This is a genomic window from Burkholderia sp. AU45274 (genome assembly GCF_030482505.1).
Classification (GTDB): domain Bacteria; phylum Pseudomonadota; class Gammaproteobacteria; order Burkholderiales; family Burkholderiaceae; genus Burkholderia.
Genome location: NZ_JAUJQE010000002.1, coordinates 397,977 through 415,171 on the forward strand (window position 1 = coordinate 397,977; position 17,195 = coordinate 415,171).

14 protein-coding genes are annotated in these 17,195 nt (G+C 66.1%); 13 read left to right on the forward strand and 1 reads right to left on the reverse strand.

The genetic code is table 11. The annotated features are described in order from the left end of the window. The first annotated feature begins 100 nt into the window (after window positions 1-100). From der to QZM35_RS10690, 10 genes are all read left to right on the forward strand, one after another. Window positions 101-1,438 carry a ribosome biogenesis GTPase Der gene (gene der, locus QZM35_RS10645; protein ID WP_046545849.1) on the forward strand — a complete coding sequence of 446 codons (1,338 nt, stop codon included), beginning with the start codon at window positions 101-103 and terminating at the stop codon, window positions 1,436-1,438. Window positions 1,439-1,592: 154 nt separating this feature from the next. Beyond that, a complete protein-coding gene (hfq, locus tag QZM35_RS10650; RefSeq protein ID WP_006399927.1) occupies window positions 1,593-1,832 on the forward strand; it encodes an RNA chaperone Hfq in 240 nt (79 codons plus the stop codon). Window positions 1,833-1,904: 72 nt separating this feature from the next. Continuing rightward, window positions 1,905-3,080 (forward strand): GTPase HflX, encoded by a 1,176-nt coding sequence (gene hflX / locus QZM35_RS10655; RefSeq protein WP_174946413.1) that lies wholly within the window; start codon window positions 1,905-1,907, stop codon window positions 3,078-3,080. Window positions 3,081-3,127: 47 nt separating this feature from the next. After that, window positions 3,128-4,468, forward strand: a complete 1,341-nt coding sequence (gene hflK / locus QZM35_RS10660; protein ID WP_089425556.1) for an FtsH protease activity modulator HflK — start codon at window positions 3,128-3,130, stop codon at window positions 4,466-4,468. 14 nt (window positions 4,469-4,482) lie between these two features. Then, window positions 4,483-5,382: a protease modulator HflC gene (hflC, locus tag QZM35_RS10665; protein WP_089425555.1), complete on the forward strand. Its 900-nt coding sequence runs from the start codon at window positions 4,483-4,485 to the stop codon at window positions 5,380-5,382. Between the two features lie 36 nt (window positions 5,383-5,418). Continuing rightward, complete coding sequence (locus QZM35_RS10670) at window positions 5,419-5,610, forward strand: DUF2065 domain-containing protein (RefSeq protein WP_011352254.1); 192 nt, start codon at window positions 5,419-5,421, stop codon at window positions 5,608-5,610. Between the two features lie 114 nt (window positions 5,611-5,724). Continuing rightward, window positions 5,725-6,873: an ATP phosphoribosyltransferase regulatory subunit gene (locus QZM35_RS10675; RefSeq protein ID WP_011352253.1), complete on the forward strand. Its 1,149-nt coding sequence runs from the start codon at window positions 5,725-5,727 to the stop codon at window positions 6,871-6,873. Between the two features lie 113 nt (window positions 6,874-6,986). Then, complete coding sequence (locus QZM35_RS10680; protein WP_039360238.1) at window positions 6,987-8,333, forward strand: adenylosuccinate synthase; 1,347 nt, start codon at window positions 6,987-6,989, stop codon at window positions 8,331-8,333. Between the two features lie 7 nt (window positions 8,334-8,340). Beyond that, window positions 8,341-8,937 (forward strand): phosphoribosyltransferase, encoded by a 597-nt coding sequence (locus QZM35_RS10685; protein WP_011352251.1) that lies wholly within the window; start codon window positions 8,341-8,343, stop codon window positions 8,935-8,937. 276 nt (window positions 8,938-9,213) lie between these two features. Further along, complete coding sequence (locus tag QZM35_RS10690) at window positions 9,214-11,130, forward strand: potassium transporter Kup (RefSeq protein WP_069248096.1); 1,917 nt, start codon at window positions 9,214-9,216, stop codon at window positions 11,128-11,130. Window positions 11,131-11,241: 111 nt separating this feature from the next. Here the strand turns inward: QZM35_RS10690 and QZM35_RS10695 are convergent, their stop codons facing one another. Continuing rightward, entirely contained in the window at window positions 11,242-13,569 is a 2,328-nt protein-coding gene (locus tag QZM35_RS10695; protein ID WP_089425554.1) for a Tex family protein, read from the reverse strand. Between the two features lie 160 nt (window positions 13,570-13,729). Between QZM35_RS10695 and QZM35_RS10700 the strand changes: the two genes are divergently transcribed. From QZM35_RS10700 to QZM35_RS10710, 3 genes are all read left to right on the forward strand, one after another. Next, window positions 13,730-14,482: a hypothetical protein gene (locus QZM35_RS10700; protein ID WP_301775883.1), complete on the forward strand. Its 753-nt coding sequence runs from the start codon at window positions 13,730-13,732 to the stop codon at window positions 14,480-14,482. Window positions 14,483-14,558: 76 nt separating this feature from the next. Then, entirely contained in the window at window positions 14,559-14,774 is a 216-nt protein-coding gene (locus tag QZM35_RS10705; protein WP_006478692.1) for a YdcH family protein, read from the forward strand. A gap of 55 nt (window positions 14,775-14,829) precedes the next feature. After that, window positions 14,830-17,079, forward strand: coding sequence for an ATP-dependent DNA helicase (locus QZM35_RS10710; RefSeq protein ID WP_301775884.1), 2,250 nt, complete (start codon window positions 14,830-14,832; stop codon window positions 17,077-17,079). The last annotated feature ends 116 nt before the right edge of the window (window positions 17,080-17,195 follow it).

Consider the following 17,195-nt stretch of genomic DNA (forward strand, 5'->3'; position numbering starts at 1 on the left):
GCGCGCATCCGGCGCGGCGCGAATTCGTGATATTTTCATTCAGCGCAGCCGCCCGCAGCAGCGGGCCTCCCGCTGCTGCGCTTCACCGTAGAAAACACAGATGAAACCGGTCATTGCCCTCGTTGGGCGCCCCAATGTGGGGAAATCCACGCTGTTCAACCGGCTCACGCGCTCGCGCGATGCGCTGGTCGCCGACTTGCCGGGCCTGACGCGCGATCGCCATTATGGCGAAGGGCGCGTCGGCGAGCGGCCGTACCTGGTCGTCGACACGGGCGGCTTCGAGCCCGTCGCGAAGGACGGCATCCTGCACGAGATGGCACGCCAGACGCGGCAGGCCGTCGAGGAAGCCGACATCGTCGTGTTCATCGTCGACGGCCGCAACGGCCTCGCGCCGCAGGACAAGTCGATCGCCGACTACCTGCGCAAGACCGGCCGGCCGATCTTCCTCGTCGTCAACAAGGCCGAGGGGATGAAGTACACGGCGGTCGCGACGGACTTCTACGAGCTCGGGCTCGGCGATCCGCGCGCGATCTCGGCTGCGCACGGTGACGGCGTCACCGACATGATCAACGAGGCGCTGGATGTCGCCTATGCGGACCGTCCGGAGGAAGAGGACGAGAACGATCCTTCGCGCGGCATCAAGATCGCGATCGTCGGCCGCCCGAACGTCGGCAAGTCGACGCTCGTGAACGCGCTGATCGGCGAGGATCGCGTGATCGCGTTCGACATGCCGGGCACGACGCGCGATTCGATCTACGTCGACTTCGAGCGTAACGGCAAGAAATACACGCTGATCGACACGGCCGGCCTGCGCCGCCGCGGCAAGGTGTTCGAGGCGATCGAGAAGTTCTCGGTCGTGAAGACGCTGCAGTCGATCTCCGACGCCAACGTGGTCATTCTTCTGCTGGATGCGCAGCAGGACATTTCCGACCAGGACGCACACATCGCCGGCTTCGTCGTCGAACAGGGCCGCGCGCTCGTGATCGGCGTCAACAAGTGGGACGGGCTCGACGAGCATGCGCGCGATCGCGCGAAAGCGGATTTGACCCGCAAGCTGAAATTCCTCGACTTCGCGAAATCGCACTTCATTTCGGCGACGAAGAAGACGGGCATCGGCACGCTGATGCGCTCGGTCGACGACGCGTACGCGGCGGCGATGGCGAAGCTGCCGACGCCGAAGCTCACGCGCGCGCTGATCGAGGCGGTCGAATTCCAGCAGCCGCGCCGTCGCGGCCCGGTGCGTCCGAAGCTGCGCTACGCGCACCAGGGCGGCCAGAATCCGCCGATCATCGTCATCCACGGTAACGCGCTCGACGCCGTGACGGAAACGTACAAGCGTTACCTGGAAAACCGGTTCCGCGAAACTTTCTCGCTGACAGGGACTCCATTGCGCATAGAGTTCCGTTCGTCGAACAATCCGTACGCGGACAAGAGCTGAAGACGTCTGTTACACGCGTCACGCAAGGGGTTGGCCGCAAGGCCTATGCCCCGGGCGGGCCAGGCAAAATCGGCTATAGTGTAGCGATTGGCGCCGGATCTCTTTTTCTTCGCCGCCAGTCCAGATCAACCTGCAAAAAAAGATGGAGTACGCCATGAGCAACAAAGGGCAATTGTTACAAGACCCGTTTTTGAACGCACTGCGCAAAGAGCACGTTCCCGTTTCGATCTACCTCGTCAACGGCATCAAGCTTCAAGGGAACATTGAATCGTTCGACCAGTACGTCGTGTTGCTCCGTAATACGGTGACCCAGATGGTGTACAAGCACGCCATCTCGACGGTCGTGCCGGCGCGCCCGGTGAATTTCCACCCGGACGCGGAAGCCTCGTCCTAACCTATCGCAGCGGCCGGCATCCGGTCGCCGCGAGCGACCGATGCCAGCCGCCTTATCTTGACACCTGAAAATTTGATCAACGCAGCGCTCGTCGGCATCGATTTCGGCAAGACCGATTTCGAAGCCAGTCTCGAAGAACTCAGTCTTCTCGCCTCCAGTGCGGGGGCCCGTCCCGCAGTCACCCTCACGGGTCGTCGCTCCAGTCCCGATGCCAAGATGTTCATCGGCAGCGGCAAAGCCGAAGAACTCCGGCTCGCCTGCGACGCGCACAACGTCGAAATCGTCATCTTCAACCACGCATTGGCGCCGGCCCAGCAACGTAATCTGGAGCAGGCACTTAACAGGCGCGTGGTCGATCGCACCAGCCTCATCCTCGACATCTTTGCCCAGCGTGCCCGCAGCCACGAAGGCAAGCTGCAGGTCGAGCTCGCGCAGCTTCAGTACCTGTCGACGCGGCTCATTCGCGCATGGACCCACCTTGAGCGGCAGAAGGGTGGTATCGGCCTGCGCGGCCCCGGTGAAACCCAGCTCGAAACCGACCGCCGGCTGATCGGCGAACGCATCAAGATGCTGAAGTCGCGGCTCGACCGGCTGCGTCGGCAACACAGCACGCAACGCCGCCAGCGCGCGCGCAGCGGCACGATGTCGGTGTCGCTCGTCGGCTATACGAACGCGGGCAAGTCGACGCTGTTCAATGCGCTGACGAAAGCGCAGGCCTACGCGGCCGACCAGCTGTTCGCCACGCTCGATACGACGTCGCGGCGCGTGTACCTCGGCGACGAGGTCGGCCAGATCGTCGTGTCGGATACGGTCGGGTTCATTCGCGAGTTGCCTCACCAGCTGGTCGCCGCGTTCCGCGCGACCCTCGAGGAAACGATCCACGCGGATCTGCTGCTGCACGTGGTCGATGCGTCGAGCGCGGTCAGGCTTGAACAGATCGAGCAGGTCAATGGCGTGCTGCACGAGATCGGCGCGGACACGATCCGCCAGGTGCTGGTGTTCAACAAGATCGACGCCGTGCCTGAGCTGGCGGCCCGCGGCGACGCGGTCGAGCGGGACGAGTATGGTAATATTTCGCGCGTCTTTTTGAGCGCGCGCACCGGTCAGGGTCTTGACGCGTTGCGTGCCGCCATCGCCGAAATCGCCTCCGCGGAACACCTTTCCAGCGCGACGTTACCCAACGGCGCGCTCGACGGCGCCCCCGCTGAACCACACGAAGACCACACGATTTCCGAACACGGGCGCTAACCGGTCCCGGCCGGTTCGTCGGCGTCTAATCTGGTGAACAAACTCTGGTGAACGAATACAACGAGCGGAGTACCTGGCGGCGGATGCGCGCCTTGCTGTCGATCAACGATCCCCGCTGGGGACGCGGCGAAGGCAATGGCAAAGACGGATCCCGTCCCCGCCCGAACGAATCGAAGCGTCCGCAAGGCGGCGACGGCGATGGTCCGCCCGATCTCGACGAGATGTGGCGCAACTTCAACCGGCGGCTGAACGGCCTGTTCGGCGGCAAGGGCGGCAACGGCTTCCGTCCTGACAACGGGCGAGCCGCGCGCGTCGGCGTCGGCATCGTGATCGGCGTGCTGGTCGCGGTCTACGCGGGCAGCGGGCTGTTCGTCGTGCAGGAAGGGCAGACGGGCGTCGTGCTCCAGCTCGGCAAGCTGTCGGGCACGGTCGGCCAGGGCGTGCACTGGCGTGCGCCTTATCCGTTCGCGTCGCACGAGATCGTCGATACGTCGCAGGTCCGCTCGATCGAAATCGGCCGCAACAACGTCGTGCGTCTCGCGAACGTGAAGGAAGCGGCGATGCTGACGCGCGACGCCGATATCGTCGACGTGCGCTTCATCGTCCAGTACCGCATCCGTTCCGCGACCGATTACCTGTTCCGCAGTGTCGACCCCGAGCGCAGCGTCTCGCAGGCCGCCCAGGCCGCGGTACGTGCGATCGTCGGCACGCGCAGCGCGGCCGACGTGCTGAACCAGGACCGCGACGCGCTGCGCGAGCAGCTCTCCGCCGCGATCCAGCGCGATCTCGATCGCTACCAGTCGGGGCTCGAGGTGACGGCCGTCACGATGCAGAGCGTTGCGGCGCCCGAGCAGACGCAGGCCGCGTACGGTGAAGTCGCGAAGGCGCGTGATGAGCGCGAGGCCGCGAAGCGCGCCGCGCAAGCATATGCAAACGACCTGCTGCCGAAGGCGCAGGGCGATGCGGCGAAGCTGGTCGACGAAGCGAAAGCGTATGCCGATCGCGTGGTCACGGAAGCCGAAGGCGATGCCGATCGCTTCAAGCAGGTCTATGCGCAGTACTCGAAGGCGCCTGCGGTGATCCGCGAGCGGATGTATCTCGAGACGATGCAAGAAATCTATTCGAATTCGACGAAGGTGTTCGTCGGCAACAAGGGCGGCAACAGCGTCGTGTATCTGCCGCTCGACAAGCTCGTCGAGCAGGGGCGACAAAACGCCGCGACGTCCACGGGCGCATCTGCACCCGACGCCGCGTCGGCACCGGCGGCTGCCGCGCCGGCTGCGGCGGCGCCCGCGAGTGCGGCGTCGGCCGTGGCGGCGTCGGGCACCGACGTGCTGCGATCGCGCGAGGCGTTTCGCAGCCGGTCGCGCGAAGACGATCTGAAGTAACGGGAGCGCAGAACATGAACCGAATCATTGCGCTCGTCGTCGCAATCGTGATCGTTGCCTTCGCGGCATCGTCGACCGTCCTTACCGTCGATCCGCGCCATGCGGCCGTGCTGTCGGGGCGCGATGGCGCGCAACCCGAACTGGCGGGCCCTGGCATCCATTTCAAATTGCCGCCGCCGCTGCAGACGGCCACGCTGATCGACACGCGCCTGCAATCGCTCGAGTCGTCGGATCCGCTGCAACTGGCAACGGAAGACAAGCGCGACCTGCTCGTCGCCTACGCGGTGAAGTACCGGATCAGCGATCCGATGAAGTATTTCACGACGACGGGCGGTGACCCGTCGGCAGCCGGCGATCGTCTCGCCGGCGCGCTGAAGAGCGCACTCGGTGACGCGTTCGGCAAGCGCGCGCTCGACGACGCGCTCGGCGGCCAGCGTGCGATCGCCGATGCGGCCCGCGACGAAGTGAAGGCGAAGGCGTCCGGTTTCGGCGTCGACGTGGTCGACGTCCAGCTGACGCGCGTCGACTTGCCGGCCGCGCAGACCGATGTCGTCTATCAGCGGATGATCGGCGCGCTGCGCGATCAGGCGGCGCAGGTGCGTGCGCAAGGCGCGGCCGACGTCGAGCAGATCAAGGCGGACGCCGAACGCGAACAGCAGGCCGTGCTCGCGAACGCGTACAAGTCCGCGCAGACGATCAAGGGCGAGGGCGACGCGAAGGCCGCGACGATTGCCGCCGACGCGTTCGGCCGCGATCCGCAGTTCTACCAGTTCTACGCGAGCCTGCAGGCTTACCGGAACACGTTCAAGCGCAACGACATCATCGTCGTCGACCCCGACAGCGAGTTCTTCCGCTTCATGCGCAGCCCGACGGGCGGTGCCGCACCGGCGGCGCCTGCTCCCCGCAAACACTGACCTTGGGGCGCCGCGTCGAGCGGCGCCGTCGCTCGCATGGACCTGGCTGGCTCGTTGTTGCTCGCAGTAGCGCTGATGCTGATCATCGAGGGGGCGTTCCCCTTCGTGTTTCCCGTCGCCTGGCGCGACACGTTTCGTAGAATAGCTGAGCGGCCGCCGCATCATATCCGGATCGGCGGGCTGATCGTGATGGTGCTCGGGCTCATACTGCTGCTGCTCGCGACCTGACCGCAGACTTGATCCGGACGGCTTATCCGCCGTTCGTCCCGCCCGAATTCAGAATTTCCGATTCATATCGCGGCGCGCGTGTCGCGCGCTGTTTCCCGTCGTAGGACCGTACCGATGTCGACCTGGTTACTTCCCGAGAATATCGCCGACGTACTGCCGTCGGAAGCGCGCAAGATCGAGGAGCTGCGCCGCAGGCTGCTCGACCGCTTCCGTTCGTATGGCTACGAAATGGTGATGCCGCCGCTGCTCGAGTATCTCGAATCGCTGCTGACGAGCGGCGGTGCAGATCTGCGCCTGCGCACCTTCAAGCTGGTCGACCAGCTGTCGGGTCGCACCCTCGGCCTGCGTGCGGACATCACGCCGCAGGTCGCGCGGATCGACGCGCACCTGTTGAACCGCCAGGGCGTGACGCGCCTCTGCTATGCGGGCCACGTGATGCATACGCGTCCGCGCGGCCTGCACGCGACGCGCGAGCAGATCCAGATCGGCGCCGAAATCTACGGGCATGCCGGGCTGGAAGCCGACCTCGAGATCCAGCAGCTGATGCTCGACGCGCTGCATCTCGCGGGCCTGTCGCGCATTCGTCTCGACCTCGGCCACGCGGGCGTGCTCGCGGCGCTGCTGGCGCGCGATGCGCAGGCCGCCGAGCGCGGCGAGTCGCTGTACGACGCGCTGTCGGGCAAGGACGTGCCGCTGCTGAACGAGCTCACCGACGATCTCGGCGCCGATACGCGCGCCGCGCTGCGCGCGCTGCCGCATCTCTATGGCGACGCAAGCGTGCTCGCCGAGGCGCGCACACGCTTGCCGGTGCTGCCCGAAATCACGCGGGCGCTCGACGATCTGGCGCAGCTCGCGGCACAGGCGAAAGGTGCCGAAGTGGCGATCGATCTCGGCGACCTGCGCGGCTATGCATATCACAGCGGTGCGATGTTCAGCGCCTACATCGACGGCGTGCCGAACGCGATCGCGCGGGGCGGCCGCTACGACCACGTCGGCCAGGCGTACGGCCGCGCCCGTCCCGCTACGGGCTTCTCGCTCGACCTGCGTGAGCTCGCGCGGATTTCGCCGGTCGAGGCGCGCGGCACCGCGATTCTCGCGCCGTGGGCGCAGGACGACGCGCTGAGCGCGGCCGTCGCGGCGCTGCGCGATGCGGGTGAGGTCGTGATCCAGGCGCTGCCGGGCCACGATCATGTGCTCGACGAGTTCGCATGCGACCGTTCGCTCGTCGAGCGCAACGGCGCATGGGTGGTCGAACCCCGATAAACAGGCGTTCGCGGGACGTGCTTCGGCGTGCATATCGTTGAAGCGAAACGGAAAAATTCGGAATCGCCCGCGAACATAGGTAGAATACGTTTTTAACCAGCTAACGAATCAACATGTCTGCCAGCGCAGTGAACGTGACTCCCGGGCGCAATGTCGTCGTCGTGGGAACGCAATGGGGTGATGAAGGCAAGGGCAAGATCGTCGACTGGCTGACGGACCACGCTCAGGGCGTCGTGCGTTTCCAGGGCGGTCACAACGCCGGCCACACCCTCATCATCGGCGGCAAGAAAACGATCTTGCGCCTCATTCCGTCGGGCATCATGCGTGAAGGCGTCGCCTGCTACATCGGCAACGGCGTCGTCCTGTCCCCCGAAGCACTGTTCAAGGAAATCGGCGAGCTGGAAGAAGCGGGCGTGAACGTGCGCGATCGCTTGTTCATTTCCGAAGCCACGACGCTGATCCTGCCGTACCACATCGCGATCGACCAGGCGCGCGAAGCGCGCAAGGGCGCGGGCAAGATCGGCACGACGGGCCGCGGCATCGGCCCCGCGTACGAAGACAAGGTCGGCCGCCGCGCGCTGCGCGTGCAGGACCTGTTCGACGCGAAGACCTTCGCTGACCGCCTGCGTGAAAACCTCGATTTCCACAACTTCGTGCTGACCCAGTACCTGGGCGGCGCGGCTGTCGATTTCCAGGCCACGCTCGACACGATGCTGGGCTATGCAGACCGCCTGAAGCCGATGGTGGCCGACGTGTCGCGCCGCCTGTACGACGCGAACAATGCGGGCCAGAACCTGCTGTTCGAAGGCGCACAAGGCACGCTGCTCGACATCGACCACGGCACCTATCCGTTCGTCACGTCGAGCAACTGCGTCGCAGGTGCGGCATCGGCTGGCGCGGGCGTGGGTCCGCAGAAGCTCAACTACATCCTCGGCATCACGAAGGCCTATTGCACGCGCGTCGGCTCGGGCCCGTTCCCGAGCGAACTGTACGATGCGGACAATCCGCAGCGTCAGGACCAGGTTGGCGTCACGCTCGCCAACGTCGGCAAGGAATTCGGTTCGGTCACCGGCCGTCCGCGCCGCACCGGCTGGCTCGACGCAGCCGCGCTGCGCCGCTCGATCCAGATCAACGGCGTGTCGGGCCTGTGCATGACGAAACTCGACGTGCTCGACGGCCTCGACGAAGTCAAGCTGTGCGTCGGCTACAAGATCGACGGCAAGGATGTGGACATCCTGCCGCGCGGCGCCGCTGACGTGGCACGTTGCGAGCCGGTATACGAAACGTTTGCCGGCTGGAAGGAAAGCACGGTCGGCATCAAGACGTGGGAAGCACTGCCGGCGAACGCGCAGGCTTACCTGACCCGCGTCCAGGAAGTGGCTGGCGTGCCGGTCGACATGGTGTCGACGGGTCCGGACCGCGACGAAACGATCCTGCTCCGCCATCCGTTCAAGGTGTAATTTTCAGATGACGCAGCAAATCACGATGACGGCGGCAGACTTGATGACCGATCCGCGCAACGACGACAAGAACCTGTGGGTAGGCTGGGACGAGTATCACCGTCTCATCGAGCTGCTCGCGCTCCAGGTGCATGCATCGGGCTGGAAGTTCGACCAGATCCTGTGCCTTGCGCGCGGCGGTCTGCGCGTCGGCGATCAACTGTCGCGTATCTACGACGTGCCGCTCGCGATCCTCGCGACGAGTTCGTACCGTGAAGCGGCCGGCACGGAGCAGGGCGACCTCGACATCGCGCAGTACATCACGATGACGCGCGGCAACCTGGCGGGCAACGTGCTGCTGGTCGACGATCTCGTCGATTCGGGCGTCACGCTTGCGCGCGTGCAGGAGCATCTGAAGGAGCGCTATCCGTCGGTGACGGCCGTGCGCTCGGCCGTGCTCTGGTACAAGGGTTGCTCGAAGGTCAAGCCCGACTATCACACGCAGTTCCTGCCGACGAATCCGTGGATTCATCAGCCGTTCGAGGAGTGGGACACGGTTCGCCCGCACAACCTCGAGGCGTGGATCAAGCGCGGTCGCGCGCAGCGCGACGGCTCGGGCGCATAAGCGGCCGGCCAATCGACGAAAAGCCTTGTACGGCGCCGCTTGCGGCGCCGTTTTTCATTGGGGCGCCATCCTTGCCGGCACCGCGCGAACCGTGGATCCGGTAGGCAGGCGCCGCTGCCCCGGCTATGATTGGCAGCCCTGCCACAGCTCGCGCCGGATTGCATGCGCAGCGTGGATCACGTGGTGACAAGGCAACAGAGCAGGGCGGCGTTTCACGGGGGCGCGAGTAGAATAGCGCTCGTTTTGTCCGACCCGGACCCGATTATTACGCTTCATATGAACGACACGATCCACGCGACCGACGCAGCACACGCGCCGCATTCGACGCAACAACACTCGATGCGGGCGCTAGCGATAGCAGCCATCGGCGTCGTGTTCGGCGACATCGGCACCAGCCCGCTGTATTCGCTCAAGGAGGCGTTCAGCCCCGCACACGGCATTCCGCTCACCGAAGGATCGATTCTCGGCGTGATCTCGCTGCTGTTCTGGGCAATCATCCTGGTGGTCGGCATCAAGTACCTGCTGTTCGTGATGCGCGCGGACAACAACGGCGAAGGCGGCGTGCTCGCGCTGATGGCGCTGTCATTGCGGCCGCTCGACTCGAAGACCCGCGTCGCGGGCGCGCTGATGGCGCTCGGGATCTTCGGCGCGTGCATGTTCTACGGGGACGCGGTGATCACGCCGGCGATCTCGGTGATGTCGGCGGTCGAAGGTCTCGAAATCGCGACACCACACCTGTCCCATCTCGTGCTGCCGATCACGATCGTGATCCTGATCGCGCTGTTCTGGATCCAGCGTCACGGGACCGCGCTGGTCGGGAAGCTGTTCGGCCCGATCATGGTGCTGTGGTTCGTCGTGATCGCGGCACTCGGCGTGTACCACATCGTGCGCGTGCCGGGCATCATGGCCGCCATCAACCCGTATTACGCGGCGTCGTTCATGGCCGATCACCTGCTGCAGGCGTACGTCGTGCTCGGCTCGGTCGTGCTGGTGCTGACCGGTGCGGAAGCGCTCTACGCGGACATGGGCCACTTCGGCGCGAAGCCGATCCGCATCGCCGCCTACGGGCTCGTGATGCCGTCGCTCGTGCTGAACTACTTCGGCCAGGGCGCGCTGCTGATCCAGAACCCGAAGGCGATCGAGAACCCGTTCTTCCTGCTGGCACCCGAATGGGGGCTGCTGCCGCTCGTCGTGCTGTCGACGGTCGCGACCGTGATCGCATCGCAGGCGGTGATCTCGGGCGCGTATTCGCTGACGTCGCAGGCCATCCAGCTCGGCTACGTGCCGCGCATGAAGGTGCTGCACACGTCGGAACTCGCGATCGGCCAGATCTACGTGCCGGTCGTGAACTGGCTGCTGCTGTTCGTGATCCTCTGCATCGTCATCGGCTTCAAGAGCTCCGACAACCTCGCGGCCGCGTACGGTATCGCGGTGACTGCGACGATGGTGATCACGACCGTGCTCGCCGCGGTCGTGATGGTGAAGGTGTGGAACTGGAACCGGCTGCTGGTCGGCGCGATCATCGCGGTGTTTCTCGCAGTCGACCTCGGCTTCTTCGGCGCGAACCTGCTGAAGGTCGCGCAGGGCGGCTGGTTGCCGCTCGGCATCGGCGCGCTGCTGTTCTTCCTGCTGATGACCTGGTACAAGGGGCGTCACATCGTCAAGGAGCGCACGGCGGCCGACGGTATCCCGCTCGAGCCGTTCCTGCAGGGGCTGCTCGCGCATCCGCCGCATCGCGTGTCGGGTACCGCGATCTACCTGACCGGCAACGACAAGCTCGTGCCCGTCAGCCTGCTGCACAACCTGAAGCACAACAAGGTGCTGCACGAGCGCACCATTTTCCTCACGTTCGTCACGCGCGACTTTCCTTACGTGCGCGACGACAAGCGTCAGTCCTCGCGTGATGCGGGCGGCGGGCTGTATATCGTCAAGGCCGAGTACGGCTTCAACGAGACGCCGGACGTGAAGGCCGTGCTCGAGGAATTCGGCCGCACGCACGACATGACGTTCGAGCTGATGGACACGTCGTTCTTCCTCGCGCGCGAAACGGTCGTGCCGACGCATCTGCCCGGGATGTCGATCTGGCGCGAGCGCGTGTTCGCCTGGATGCACCAGAATGCCGCGAAGCCGACCGACTTCTTCTCGATCCCCGCAAACCGCGTGGTCGAACTCGGGACGAAGATCGAGATCTGACACAAGGTGTGGCGCGTAGGCCGTCGGGCCGCGCGCCGTGTTTGCCGAAGTCGTAAAAAAGCCCGCCTTTCGGCGGGCTTTTTTATCTGTCGCGCAGGGGCTTGCGGGTGCTCAGCGCTTCAGCTTCGCGAATGCCGCGGCCATCGCGCCTGCCGGTTCCGGCTCGCGCGAACGCTGCTGCGGGCGGGCCGCGCCGCGCCCCGCGTTGCCGCGATCCTGGCCGCCGCGCGACGACATGCCGGGCGCCGCCGCGTCGTCGTCGAGGCGCATCGTCAGCGCGATGCGCTGGCGCTTCACGTCGACGTCAATCACCTTCACCTTGACGACCTGGCCGGCCTTCACGACTTCGTGCGGATCCTTGATGAACTTGGTCGACATCGCGGATACGTGGACGAGGCCGTCCTGGTGGACGCCGATGTCAACGAACGCGCCGAACGCGGCGACGTTCGTCACGACGCCTTCGAGCGTCATGCCGGGCACGAGATCCGACACCTTTTCGACGCCTTCGCGGAACGTCGCGGTCTTGAATTCGGGGCGCGGATCACGGCCCGGCTTCTCCAGTTCGGACAGGATGTCGCGCACGGTCGGCAGACCGAAACGGTCGTCAACAAATTCCGTCGGGGACAGGCCCGACAGCGCTTCCCGGTTGCCGAGCACGTCGTCGATGCGCTTGCTGATCTTCGCGAGCATCCGCTCGACGACCGGATACGCTTCCGGGTGCACCGACGAGCGGTCGAGCGGATTCTCGCCGCCGTTGATGCGCAGGAAGCCTGCGGCCTGCTCGAAGGTCTTGTCGCCGAGGCGCGGCACCTTGCGCAGGTGCTCGCGCGACGGGAACGGGCCGTTCGCATCGCGGTAGTCGACGATGTTGCGCGCGAGCGTCGCGTTCAGGCCCGATACGCGGGCGAGCAGCGGGGCCGACGCGGTGTTCGCGTCGACGCCGACCGCGTTCACGCAGTCCTCGACGACCGCGTCGAGCGAGCGGGCGAGTTCGCGCTGGTTCACGTCGTGCTGGTACTGGCCGACGCCGATGGCCTTCGGCTCGATCTTCACGAGCTCGGCGAGCGGATCCTGCAGGCGGCGTGCAATCGAGACGGCGCCGCGCAGCGACACGTCGAGCTCCGGGAATTCCTTCGCGGCCAGCTCGGATGCCGAATAGACCGAAGCGCCGGCTTCCGACACGACGATCTTCTGCAGGCGCAGCTCCGGGTGTTTCGCGATCAGTTCGCCCGCGAGCTTGTCGGTTTCACGTGACGCCGTGCCGTTGCCGATGCTGATCAGCTCGGCCTGCGTCTGCGCGGCGATGCGTGCGAGTTTCGCGATCGAGCCATCCCAGTCGCGGCGCGGCTCGTGCGGGTAGATCGTGTCGGTCGCGAGCACCTTGCCGGTGCGGTCGACGACCGCGACCTTCACACCCGTGCGCAGGCCGGGGTCGAGACCGATCACGGCCTTCGGGCCGGCCGGCGCGGCCAGCAGGAGGTCGTTCAGGTTGCGTGCGAACACGCGGATCGCTTCCGTTTCGGCCGTTTCGCGCAATTGCGTGAGCAGCTCGTTCTCGATGTGCGGCTGCACCTTCACGCGCCAGCACCAGCGGCATACGTCGGACAGCCACTTGTCGGCCGGGCGGTTCTGGTTCGCGATGCCGAAATGGCGCGCGATCATCGCCTCGCCGGGATGCGGCACCTGCGCGTCGAGTTCTTCGCCGAGCCCGAGCTTGACCGTCAGCACGCCCGCGTTGCGGCCGCGGAACAGCGCGAGGGCGCGGTGCGACGGCACGGTCTTGATCGTTTCCGCGTAGTCGTAATAGTCGCGGAATTTCTCGCCTTCCTCGTTTTCCTTGCCCTCGACGACGGCCGACGACACGACACCCTGGTTGTGCAGATAGTCGCGCAGCTTGCCGAGCAGCTCGGCCGTCTCGCCGAACTGTTCGGACAGGATGTCGCGCGCGCCGTCGAGCGCGGCCTTGATGTCGGCGACGCCCTTGTCGGCGTCGACGTACGCGGCTGCCTCGGCCTGCGGGTCGAGCAGCGGGTTCGCGAGGAGCGCCTGGGCGAGCGGCTCGAGGCCGGCTTCGCGGGCGATCTGCGCACGCGTGCGACGCTTCGGCTTGTACGGCAGATAAAGGTCTTCGAGCACCTGCTTGCTGTCGGCCGCGTCGATCGCGGCGCGCAGTTCGTCGGTCAGCTTGCCCTGTTCGTCGATGCTCGACAGGATCGACGCACGGCGATCCTCGAGTTCGCGCAGATACAGGAGGCGTTCCTCGAGCTGGCGCAACTGCGTGTCGTCCAGGTTGCCGGTCACTTCCTTGCGGTACCGGGCAATGAACGGAACGGTCGAGCCTTCGTCGAGGAGTTGCACGGCCGCCGCGACCTGGCGCGGCTGGACGGACAGTTCGGTGGCGATGCGCTGTACGATCTTGAGTGCTACGGTTTCCGTCATGTCGTGGATGATCTGCCTGCTGAAATCGCGGCGGGGGCCGGCAGGCCCGAAGCGACGGGCTGCGTGGCGGGCCCGACGGGCCGGATGCCGCGGGTGAGTGAAGCGGGGCATTTTGCCATAAATGGCGGAGCGCCCAGCCGGGGGTGATAGAATTTGATACATGTCCCGCAGCTTTCCTACGACGTTGCCAACTTCCCGAATTTCTCTCGTCGCGCTCGGCGCAGCGCTCGCCGCGGCTTTGTCTGCCGGGCTTTCCAGCGCGTTCGCGCAAGCTTCGGACGCAACCGCGCCGGCCGCCGCCGCGGCGGCGCCCGTGACGGCCACGGCCGCACCGGATTTCGACGCCCGTCAAAAAGTGCTCAATCAACGCTCCGCAGAAAACGATTATCGTTATGCGGTGGCCGAGCACGATTGCTACAGCAAGTTCTTCGTCAATCACTGTCTCGGCAAGGCGCGTGAAAAGATGCGCGACGAGCGGGCGAGCATCCGCCAGGAGCAGCTCGCACTCAACGACGAGCAGCGGGCGGTGCGTGCGCAGCAGCGCGACCAGCAGCAGGCGCTGAAGGCGGCGCAGAACGCGGCGGAAGCACCGCAGCGCGCGGCGAACGATGCGGCAAACGAGGCTGCGTTCCGCGACAAGCAGGAGCAGAATGCGCTGAAGCAGGCGCAGCGTGGCGCGGAAGGGCCGCAGCGCGCGGCGAACAAGCAGGCATACGACCAGAAGCAGGGCGACTTCCAGCGCAAGCTCGACCAGGCGCACCAGCAGGCCGCGCAGAAGGCGCAGGAGCGGGCGGACAACGCCGCGCGCTACGAGCAGAAGCAGAAGGAAGCCGTGCAGCACAAGGCCGATGTCGAGCAGCGTCAGAAGGAAGCGGCCGAGAAGGCGCAGCAGAAGCAACAGCAGGGGCAGTAACGTGTTGGATTGATCGAGATCAGTCTCGGGCGCGCCGGCACGCCAGTCGGCGCGCTGCTTCGATGAGGAGGCAAGTATGCAAAACCGTCACACGGAACAGCAGCAGGAATTGCACAACCGTTTGGCTGCATTGCAGGAGCAGCACCAGCAGCTCGCTCGGGAGATCGAGCTGAAGGAAGGGCACTCCGACATCGACGACATCACGCTGCACCGGCTGAAGAAGGAAAAGCTGGCGGCCAAGGACAAAATCATTTTGCTGCAATCGCAGCTGGAACCGGATAAGCGCGCCTGAGCGCGGCCTGGCAAGCGCCGGCGCCGCCCGGGCGCTGGACACAGGAACGCTTGCCTTGAATTCACCGCTTGAAGCCACCCCCGATGCCCGGCGCGACGTGTCGCCCGCCGGGCGCGCTCGTGCGCCCGAAGGCACCTTTGAGCTCAGCCGCAAGCGCGTCGACGAACTCGACACGATCTTCGGCGAAGGCGGATTGCTGGCGCGTGCGCTCGACGGCTACCGGCCGCGACAGTCGCAGATCGAGATGGCGCGCGCCGTCGCGTCCGCGATGGAAGCGTCCGCGCGCCGGATGCCCGAACCCGAGATCTTCGAAACCCGCAAGCGGCCGGCACGTCGCCTCGGCGACGGCGGCAAGGCGGCCGAAACGGGCGCGGACGCCGCCGCGGCAGCCGAAGTCGACGGCGATGCCGGCGACAACACGCTGATCGTCGAGGCCGGCACGGGTACCGGCAAGACCTATGCGTACCTCGTGCCTGCGATGCTGTGGGGCGGCAAGGTGATCGTGTCGACCGGCACGAAACACCTGCAGGACCAATTGTTCGCGCGCGACATCCCGACCGTGCGCAACGCGCTGGCGGTGCCGGTGTCGGTCGCGATGCTGAAGGGCCGGGCCAACTACCTGTGCCACTACTACCTGCAACGCACGGCCGACAACGGCCGGTTGCCGTCGCGGCAGGATACGGCGTATCTGCAGGAAATCGTCCGCTTCGCGAAGATCACGAAGAGCGGCGACAAGGCCGAGCTCGCGAGCGTGCCGGAAACGGCGCCCGTGTGGTCGATGGTCACGTCGACGCGCGACAACTGCCTCGGCCAGGAATGCCCGCATTACAAGGATTGCTTCGTGATGCAGGCGCGGCGCGAGGCGCAGCAGGCCGACGTCGTCGTCGTCAACCACCACCTGTTCTTCGCGGACATCATGCTGCGCGATACGGGGATGGCCGAGCTGCTGCCGAACGCGAACACGGTCATCTTCGACGAAGCGCACCAGTTGCCGGAAACGGCGACGCTGTTCTTCGGCGAAACGCTGTCGACGACGCAGATCCTCGAGCTCGCCCGCGACACGGTGGCGGAAGGCCTGAGCCATGCACGCGACGCGGTCGAGTGGGTGAAGCTCGGCGGCGATCTCGAGCGCGCGGCGCGCGACTTGCGCCTGGCGTTCGCGAACGACCAGATCGTCCGCATGTCGCTCGCCCAGCTCGGCGACGATCACCCGATGTTCGGTGCGCTCGACGCGCTCGAGGCTGCGCTCGACGCGCTGGCGTCGGCGCTTGCCAGCCAGGCCGAACGGGCGGAATCGCTCGGCGCGTGCCTGCGGCGCGCACGCGAGCTGCAGGACCTGCTGGCCGGCTGGGTCGCACCCGGCGCGACGGAAGCGGCGGCGAAGGCCGACGCAACCGCGGCCGGCGACAAGGCGGCATCCGACGGCGATCCGAACGAGAAGGTGCGCTGGGTCGAAGTGTTCGCGCATACGGTCCAGCTGCACGAAACGCCGCTGTCGGTCGCGCCGATCTTTGCCAAGCAGCGCGCGGGCGTGCCGCGTGCCTGGGTGTTCACGTCGGCCACGCTGTCGGTGCGCGGTGACTTCACGCACTATGCGGCACAAATGGGCCTCAGCTCGCGTCGCTCGATGACGCTCGCGAGCCCGTTCGACTACCAGTCGCAAGGGTTGCTGTACGTGCCGCGCAACCTGCCGCAACCGTCTTCGCCGGCGTTTACCGATGCCGTCTTCGACGCCGCGCTGCCGGCGATCGAGGCGTCCGGTGGCGGCGTGTTCATGCTGTGCACGACGCTGCGCGCGGTTGACCGGATCGCGTCGAAGCTGCGCGACGTGATCGAATCGCGCGGCTGGAACATGCCGCTGCTCGTGCAGGGCGATGCAAGCCGCACCGAACTGCTCGACCGTTTCCGTGCGTATGGCAACGCGATCCTGGTCGGCAGCCAGAGTTTCTGGGAAGGCGTCGACGTGCGCGGTGACGCGCTGTCGCTCGTCGTGATCGACAAGCTGCCGTTCGCGCCGCCGGACGATCCGGTGCTGGCCGCGCGGCTCGACGCGCTGACGAAGAAGGGGCTGAGCCCGTTCGCCGTGCACCAGTTGCCGCAGGCCGTGATCACGCTGAAGCAGGGCGCGGGCCGGCTGATTCGCGCGGAGACGGATCGCGGCGTGCTGATGATCTGCGACACGCGGCTCGTCGACAAGCCCTACGGGCGCCGGATCTGGCAGAGCCTGCCGCCGTTCAAGCGGACCCGCGAGATCGCGGTCGTCCAGGACTTCTTCGACGAGCACCGTTCGGCAAAGCGCACGTGACGTTGCGTGCGGCGATCGTCGCGCGATTGCACCGGCGCCGCCCGAATGCGGCGCCAATAAAAAACCCGGCTCGATGGCCGGGTTTTTTGTTCGTGCAGCGCGTGCTGCACGCTGCT

Excerpts from the sequence above, each read along its gene's own strand:
- hfq (WP_006399927.1), top strand. The coding sequence starts at position 1,593 with ATGAGCAACAAAGGGCAATTGTTACAAGACCCGTTTTTGAACGCACTG.
- QZM35_RS10680 (WP_039360238.1), top strand. The coding sequence starts at position 6,987 with ATGTCTGCCAGCGCAGTGAACGTGACTCCCGGGCGCAATGTCGTCGTC.
- QZM35_RS10700 (WP_301775883.1), top strand. The coding sequence starts at position 13,730 with ATGTCCCGCAGCTTTCCTACGACGTTGCCAACTTCCCGAATTTCTCTC.
- QZM35_RS10690 (WP_069248096.1), top strand. The coding sequence starts at position 9,214 with ATGAACGACACGATCCACGCGACCGACGCAGCACACGCGCCGCATTCG.
- QZM35_RS10705 (WP_006478692.1), top strand. The coding sequence starts at position 14,559 with ATGCAAAACCGTCACACGGAACAGCAGCAGGAATTGCACAACCGTTTG.
- QZM35_RS10695 (WP_089425554.1), bottom strand. The coding sequence starts at position 13,569 with ATGACGGAAACCGTAGCACTCAAGATCGTACAGCGCATCGCCACCGAA.
- der (WP_046545849.1), top strand. The coding sequence starts at position 101 with ATGAAACCGGTCATTGCCCTCGTTGGGCGCCCCAATGTGGGGAAATCC.
- QZM35_RS10675 (WP_011352253.1), top strand. The coding sequence starts at position 5,725 with ATGTCGACCTGGTTACTTCCCGAGAATATCGCCGACGTACTGCCGTCG.
- hflC (WP_089425555.1), top strand. The coding sequence starts at position 4,483 with ATGAACCGAATCATTGCGCTCGTCGTCGCAATCGTGATCGTTGCCTTC.
- QZM35_RS10670 (WP_011352254.1), top strand. The coding sequence starts at position 5,419 with ATGGACCTGGCTGGCTCGTTGTTGCTCGCAGTAGCGCTGATGCTGATC.
- QZM35_RS10685 (WP_011352251.1), top strand. The coding sequence starts at position 8,341 with ATGACGCAGCAAATCACGATGACGGCGGCAGACTTGATGACCGATCCG.